General features: G+C 50.6%; 8 protein-coding genes. 3 read left to right on the top strand and 5 right to left on the bottom strand.

The features are described 5' to 3' along the window. Positions 1-615, bottom strand: a 615-nt coding sequence (locus MHN01_RS11055) for an AAA family ATPase (RefSeq protein ID WP_239411399.1), incomplete at its 3' end; no start/stop codon positions are given. Between the two features lie 18 nt (positions 616-633). Beyond that, positions 634-1,878 (bottom strand): exonuclease SbcCD subunit D C-terminal domain-containing protein, encoded by a 1,245-nt coding sequence (locus tag MHN01_RS11050; RefSeq protein WP_239411398.1) that lies wholly within the window; start codon positions 1,876-1,878, stop codon positions 634-636. A 154-nt stretch (positions 1,879-2,032) separates the two neighbouring features. Between MHN01_RS11050 and rdgC the strand changes: the two genes are divergently transcribed. The 3 genes from rdgC (at position 2,033) to MHN01_RS11035 (ending at position 4,808) form a co-directional block, all read left to right on the top strand. Further along, positions 2,033-2,944: a recombination-associated protein RdgC gene (gene rdgC, locus MHN01_RS11045; RefSeq protein WP_239411401.1), complete on the top strand. Its 912-nt coding sequence runs from the start codon at positions 2,033-2,035 to the stop codon at positions 2,942-2,944. A gap of 206 nt (positions 2,945-3,150) precedes the next feature. Continuing rightward, a complete protein-coding gene (yegQ, locus tag MHN01_RS11040; RefSeq protein WP_239411397.1) occupies positions 3,151-4,548 on the top strand; it encodes a tRNA 5-hydroxyuridine modification protein YegQ in 1,398 nt (465 codons plus the stop codon). Positions 4,549-4,553: 5 nt separating this feature from the next. Then, complete coding sequence (locus tag MHN01_RS11035; RefSeq protein ID WP_075763607.1) at positions 4,554-4,808, top strand: YfhL family 4Fe-4S dicluster ferredoxin; 255 nt, start codon at positions 4,554-4,556, stop codon at positions 4,806-4,808. An 89-nt stretch (positions 4,809-4,897) separates the two neighbouring features. Here MHN01_RS11035 and mepA read toward each other — a convergent pair whose 3' ends face one another. From mepA to MHN01_RS11020, 3 genes are all read right to left on the bottom strand, one after another. Further along, positions 4,898-5,722, bottom strand: coding sequence for a penicillin-insensitive murein endopeptidase (gene mepA, locus MHN01_RS11030; RefSeq protein WP_255725156.1), 825 nt, complete (start codon positions 5,720-5,722; stop codon positions 4,898-4,900). Positions 5,723-5,858: 136 nt separating this feature from the next. After that, positions 5,859-6,839 (bottom strand): sugar-binding transcriptional regulator, encoded by a 981-nt coding sequence (locus MHN01_RS11025; protein ID WP_075763606.1) that lies wholly within the window; start codon positions 6,837-6,839, stop codon positions 5,859-5,861. A gap of 286 nt (positions 6,840-7,125) precedes the next feature. Continuing rightward, positions 7,126-7,339, bottom strand: a 214-nt coding sequence (locus tag MHN01_RS11020) for a hypothetical protein (protein ID WP_239411396.1), incomplete at its 5' end; no start/stop codon positions are given.

Below are 7,339 nucleotides of genomic sequence, written 5' to 3'. Positions count from 1 at the left end.
CACCGACAGACGGCCATAAATCTCGCCTCCCGTCATTCGCTCAAGCAAGGCGGCACGTTCATCGGCACCGGCTTTCAGGAACGCGGCAAACTCCCCCTGCGGCAACATCACCGCACGGCGGAACTGCTCGAAGGTCAAGCCGACCAGACGCTCAATTTCCGCTTGCAACTCTTGCTTCTTGCCGGCAAAGCGCTGACCGGTTTCCAGGTTTTCCAGCCACTGCTCCGATGCCTGGATCCGCCCCTCGGCACGGCCACGGGCACGGCGGACATGCCAGTGTGCACGCCAGTGGCTACCGTCATTGGCGACAAAGTCAACTTCGGCAAAACCTTCCGCCTTACCACGTGACAAAATACTACGAACATCATTGGCCTTAATGCGGCTGACATCGTCATCACGACCAATTTCCGCATCATTTTTCTTGTTCGACTTCAAGCGGGGGATCCGGTCAAAAAGAGCCAGACAAATTGCATCCAGCAAGGTCGACTTGCCGGCGCCTGTTTTACCGGTAATGGCGAACAGTCCCGCGTCACCAAGGCGACCGTGGGCAAAATCTATCTCGAATTTATGTTGTAAGCTGGCAAGGTTCTCGCCGCGTAGCGCTAGAATTTTCATCGTTATTATTCCACTACTCTATTCTGTGACCGTTTCGCTATCGTCCAGTTGACCAAGCAGACTCTCAAAAGCTGCGGCCATCGCTTCATCCGGCTCGCCGTCGTACTTTTTCCCCCAGCTCAAGGCAAACACCTGCTGCGGTGAAACATCTGACAGGCGGCGGTGGCGCAGATCATCCTGTCGCTCCTGCTGCTGGTAGTGCGGGGTGATTTTGGCCAGCCTAATCGCTTTTCCATCTAGTGCGGCGAGCACTTTTTCGCGCAATAAGGCCCGAGGCTTATCAAGACGGACATGCACCTCGAGAAACGGCTGCTGCTCGCGAGGAAGATCATCAACCTCTAGGGCCTCAAGCTCTTCCAGCACCTGCTCCAACGGTGCTGGAGAACGCGGTACTTTTAGCATGTCTACAGCACGTGGGATCGTGATAGGCTCAATATCAGTCACTTGGTCGCCATCTAGCTCTACGACCACGATCTGATGCTTGTAGTCCCGCTCGGACATCGACAAGGGCAACGGTGAGCCGCTATAGCGAACATGCTCTTTCTTCGCGACCCGTTGCGCCAAGTGCAGATGTCCCAACGCAACATAGCTAATATCATCAGCAAAAATAGAGGCCGGCAGCGCATGCTGGTTTCCCCCGAGTACTCGACGCTCCGACATCTCGGACAACTTGCCGGAAGCCATAAACGCATGCCCCATACCAATCAGCGCCTGTTGGCTGCTTTTCTGCTCCCGGGCAGCCTGCGTCATCTCGGTATACAGGGTCTCAACCCCCTTGATCAAACGATCATCCTCTTCAGCCAGATTGTCTGTTCGCAAGTCTGCGCTACGCAGGAACGGCACCGCCAGCACCCAAGCAGTCTGCTCACCCGATTTGTTGGTAAGTGGTACCAACATCCGCTGATGATCAAGCTGACCGTCTTCACCACGATGAATCCCACCTACCATATGCAAATCAAAGGCTTTCAATAGCTCATGCGGCGCATCAAGCTTACTCGGTGAGTCATGGTTACCGCCTATCATTACGACATTAAGCTGGGGCATAGTTTTTGCCAGTCGGGCCATAAAACGATAGAGCATTCGCCAGGCGCTCGCAGGCGGGTTGGCGGTATCAAAAATATCACCCGCAACCAACAGCGCATCAATTTGCTGTTGCTCTAGTGTATCGGCCAGCCAGTCCAGAAAAACCTGATGTTCGTAGTCACGGTTATAACCATGCAGCTGATGGCCAAGGTGCCAATCGGAGGTATGGAGGATCTTCATTATTGGTGTATATGCCAGTCGGGAAAACTGAAACGATTGTACCCTACAAAATGGTTTTCCCAAGCTGTTCGGCGACAGAAAAATTGCGACAAAACCAGAGCAATGCAATAAGATTGACAGCCAAATGCACAACCTAGGATTTGTAACTGCCATGATGTGGTTTAAAAACATACTGACCTATCGCTTTAGCCGCGAAATTGAACTCAATCCGGATCAGCTGGAAAAACAACTCGAAGAGTTTCGCTTCACCCCTTGTGGAAGCCAGGACAAGCAGAAATTCGGCTGGGTTCACGCACTGGGCAAGCATGGTGATATGTTCACTCACGTTATCGGCGACAACATTCTTGTCTGTGCCCGCAAGGAAGAAAAAATGCTGCCGGCCTCGGTGATCAAAGAATCACTGACCGCCAAGATCGAAGCGCAGGAGCAGGAACAGGGCCGCAAGCTGAAGAAAAGCGAAAAAGACACCATCAAAGATGAAATCGTGATGGATCTGCTGCCTCGGGCATTTAGCCGTAACCAGCAGACCTACGCGCTGATCATGCCAAAAGAGGGCTTTGTGCTTGTCGATGCCGGCAGCTTCAAAAAAGCCGAAGATCTGCTGGCGCTGCTGCGTAAGTCTATCGGAAGTCTGCCAGTAATTCCTGTTACGCCAGAGAAGCCTGCAGAGCTGACCATGACCGAGTGGGTTCGCTCCAACACCTCTCCGAACGGTTTTACCGTCGGTGAAGAAGCTGAGCTGAAAGCCATTTTGGAAGACGGCGGGGTGATCCGCTGTAAGCAGCAGGACTTGAGCTGTGATGAAATCCTGGCCCATATCGAAGCCGACAAACTGGTCACCAAGCTTGCCATCAACTGGCAAGACCGTATCGACTTTGTTCTGGCAGATGACCTGTCACTGAAGCGCCTGAAATTCTCTGATGAAATCAAAGATCAGAACGAAGATATCGACAGAGAAGATATCGCTCAGCGTATCGATGCCGATCTCTCGCTAATGTGCGGCGAGTTCTCGGCCTTCCTGCCAAACCTGTTCGAGGTACTGGGCGGGCTAGAGGCGAAAGAGTAATAATAAGCTGACGAGGTACGAGCGGTTATCACATGCCTTCGTGCCTCTCTCCAGTCATCCCCCCCCTTCTATCAACTCCCTTCTACGCAAAACTAAACTCTGTTTTAATTGCCTTTGTGGTAGTGATCACAGTAAAATCCCGCCTCACATCCGTATCCCCTACTGATACGGCCTGATTTGGAATCAGACACTGGAATATAAGAGCTATGTTTAAACCTGAATTGTTATCGCCTGCCGGCAGCCTGAAAAACATGCGCTATGCATTCGCATACGGCGCTGATGCTGTCTACGCTGGCCAGCCACGTTACAGCCTTCGTGTACGTAACAACGAGTTCAACCACGAAAACCTGAAAATCGGTATCGATGAAGCCCACGCACAAGGCAAAAAGCTGTACGTGGTTTGTAACATTCAGCCGCATAACTCTAAGCTAAAAACCTTCATTCGCGACCTGAAACCTATCGTCGAGATGGGCCCGGACGCCTTGATCATGTCAGACCCTGGTCTAATCATGATGGTGCGCGAAAACTTCCCGGAAATGCCGATCCACCTGTCAGTTCAGGCGAACGCCGTAAACTGGGCAACGGTAAAATTCTGGGCAGCCAACGGCGTTGAGCGCGTGATCGTTTCTCGCGAGCTGTCACTGGAAGAAATCGAAGAAATCCGCAAGCACTGTCCGGAAACCGAGCTGGAAGTGTTCGTTCACGGTGCACTGTGTATGGCCTACTCAGGTCGCTGCCTGCTATCTGGCTACATCAACAAGCGTGACCCTAACCAGGGCACTTGTACTAACGCATGTCGCTGGGAATACAAGGTAGAAAAAGGTGCTGAAAACGATGCCGGTCAAATCGTTGAAGAGTTCAACCCGAGCGAAACGCAAGAGATTGAAGTACAGGACGAGCGTCCTGAAACGACTATCGGACGCGGCAAGCCAACTGATGAAGTCGTTCTACTGAGCGAAGCACACCGCCCGGAAGAAAAAATGGCTGCTTTTGAAGACGAGCACGGCACTTACATCATGAACTCAAAAGATCTGCGTGCCGTACAGCACGTTGAGCGTTTGACTAAGATGGGTGTGCACTCACTGAAGATCGAAGGCCGTACCAAGTCATTCTACTACTGTGCACGTACCGCTCAGGTTTACCGCAAAGCGATTGACGATGCAGTCGCCGGCAAGCCATTTGACGAGAGCCTGTTGGGTACCCTGGAAAGCCTGGCGCACCGTGGTTATACCGAAGGTTTCCTACGTCGCCACACTCATGATTCTTACCAGAACTACGACTACGGTTACTCTATCTCTGACTCTCAGCAGTTCGTCGGAGAATTCACCGGTAAGCGCCGCGGCGATCTGGCCGAAGTCGAAGTGAAGAACAAGTTCATTGTTGGTGACAGCCTTGAAGTCATGACACCGAAAGGCAACGTGATCTTCAACCTTGAGATGATGGAAAACCGCAAGTCTGAGTCAATTGATGATGCGAAAGGCAACGGCCACTTCGTCTTTATCCCGGTACCTCAGGATATGGATCTGGATTACGGTCTACTAATGCGCAACCTCAATACCGGTGAGAATACCCGTAACCCTCACGCTCCAAAAGACAGTAAGTAATCGTTATGGCACTACTTATTACCAGTAAGTGCATTAACTGCGACATGTGTGATCCCGAGTGTCCGAACGAGGCGATCACCATGGGCGCAGAGATCTACGAGATCGACCCAGATCGATGCACTGAATGTAAAGGGCACTACGACAAACCGACTTGCCAGTCAGTTTGCCCGATCACCAATTGCATTATTACCGATCCGGAGCATGTCGAGACAGATGACGAACTACTTGAAAAGTTTGTCACCCTGCAGGGACTTGCCTAACCACTCAGGTAAACAATATAGAAAAGCGCCATACGGCGCTTTTTTGTTTTCCGGCACCAACAATTATCTCAGAACAGTCTCTTCGTGTCTCATCGCAGCAAGGCCAGACATTGCTCAGGAGGTTTAGGTGGCTGTTTTTTCTTCTTGGCTACCTTTTTCTTTTTTGCCTTGCCTGACTCAGGCTTAGGTTTCCACGAAGCCAGCTCTGCCCCACAACCGTCACCGGCAGGTGGCGCTTTTTGCGGTTTACAGTTTGCATCACCATCCGGGCAGTGCAACCTGACATGAAAATGGTAGTAATGTCCCCACCAGGGGCGAACTTTTCGCAACCAGCCTCGGTCAGTCCATTCACGTTTGCAGAGTTGCTCCTTAATAACCGGATGGACGAATATCCGCGCAACCCGTTCATCAACAGCAGCCAGCTGCACCAGCATAGCCTGCTCCTGACCCCAGTTTTCCTGGTTAATTTTATAGTCCTTGATATGAACCATCGGCAACGGCTGAACATCGATGAGTTGCTCTTCAGATAAAGGCCCGTCACTCAGTTTAAGCCAGATATCTGCATCCAAGCCTGTTTGATGGCTCGCGTGACCAGAGGAAAAACGCCCACCACGCGGCATGGCGATATCACCCACCAGTAACTGGCCGAGTTCAAGCTGACGTGTTTTTTTCGAAAGATCATGAAGAAACTGAATCATTTCCTGATGGCCGTAATAACGTCCGCGATGAGAGCGCATCACCTGATAGCCATCTCCCTGCAACGGCAGGTTTTCGCCACCTGCCAGGCAACCGTTATTATAGGTACCAATAGATTCCGACTTACCCGTACTAGGGGAGCTGATACTCTCCCACGGGCTAGCCACAACAAATTGAAGTGGCAACAACCACAGCAACAATAACCATGCAATTCTCAACGCGATACCCTTAAAAAAGTGCTGGAAAAGCGAGCCCCATGCCATTAGAAAAGCATAGCAACCAATTTTCTGGCCCGCTTAAACAACAAAGGCTGCAATAATGCAGCCTTTGTCAAAACAACGTATTACTCTGAAATTACTTCATCTGCTGATCAAGGTTCAGAATTGTTAGTGCGTTACTTACACTGGTTGCCAATACATCTACAACCCCGGAGCGCAATGCGCCAAGCAAGGCTAGCGCCTTACTGTTTTCAGCGGCAGTAACGACGACCGTCGGAATATGGCGCAGCTCTTCCATACTCAAGCCAATCACACGATCACTCATCATGGTATCGGCCTTCTGTCCCTGGCTATCAAAGAAGTCATAGCCTGCAATATCGCCGACAACGCCTCGACGAATACGAGCCTCAACAATCTCCTGTGGTGTGAACCAGCCCAGCTTAACCATATGGCTGTTCTCGTTCATATCCCCTACCCCGACCAAAGCAACATCAGCGCGGCGGGCACGGTCTAGTGTTTCCTTGACCGTACCGTTTTTCATGAAAGCTTCTTTTACCTTGATGTCTTCAACATACGCTGGCGCATACAAGGTTTCACTGATGCCATCATACTTCTTGGCTAGCTGGCGACAGATATGGTCAGCATTAATGGCATTTCCCGAGCGGTGAGTACCACCAATCCCACACACAAAACGACATTTGCGATGCGGTACAACCCCAACATGGTTGGCAATCGTGGCAATGTTCCTGCCCTGTCCAACCGTCACAACCATGTCATCAGTCAAAGTGGATGCCAAATAGCTAGAGACTAAACTCGCGACTTGCTGACGCTGGGTTTCATCGTCCGGCTGATCCAAAGCAATCAGAGCACGCTTAAGGTTGAATCTTTCTATCAGCTGTTGCTCAAGCTTCTCGCTGAAAACCGGGTGGTACTTAACGGTGATCTCAACCACCCCTTCATCGCGAGCCCTTCGCAGTAAACGTCCGACCTTAGCACGAGACATCCCGAACTTTTTCGAGATCTCTTCCTGCGTCGCTCCATCCTGATAGTAAGCAATGGCAATCTCCGTCAGCAGATCGCTATCAACATGTGTATTGTCATTGGTGGTTACTGTCATCACCTTTCCCTTCATGCTCTGCATGCTTTAACCATACCGGGATCTTACCCTGAACCCTTTCCCGGTGCGAGCTGCAACATGCTTTTTGCCGTACAACTTTAAGTGATATGGGAAGCCAAAAGCTGATCATTTTTCACTATCAATTTTCAAACCGAAATATAAGACCATAAACCTTTGAAAAACAACAAATAAAATCACGCACAGCTTTTTACCTATTATGTTCCATAAGCTCTATAACCTGTACAGCGTTATAGGCGATATCGTCTTGAAGGCTTGCTAGCACTTTTTAACCATCAATCGTTACATGTAAACCAATTATCATTACAACGGATGTTGAGAGCATGGTAGGAATAATAGAAAGAGATCGAAGAGTATTCTTAAGTGACGGCTGCTGGGCTGGCATTCCGGCGGGGCTCGAACCCGCGAATGCCTTCGGCAGCGTGACAGGCCGCTCTGCTCTCAAGGAAATAGCCAAGGTAAATAGGCTAACCAACTGAACT

This window comes from Photobacterium sp. OFAV2-7 (assembly GCF_022347985.1).
Classification (GTDB): Bacteria; Pseudomonadota; Gammaproteobacteria; order Enterobacterales; family Vibrionaceae; genus Photobacterium.
The sequence above is the reverse complement of the archived record's forward strand: the minus strand, read 5'-3'. Positions and strand labels throughout refer to the sequence as shown.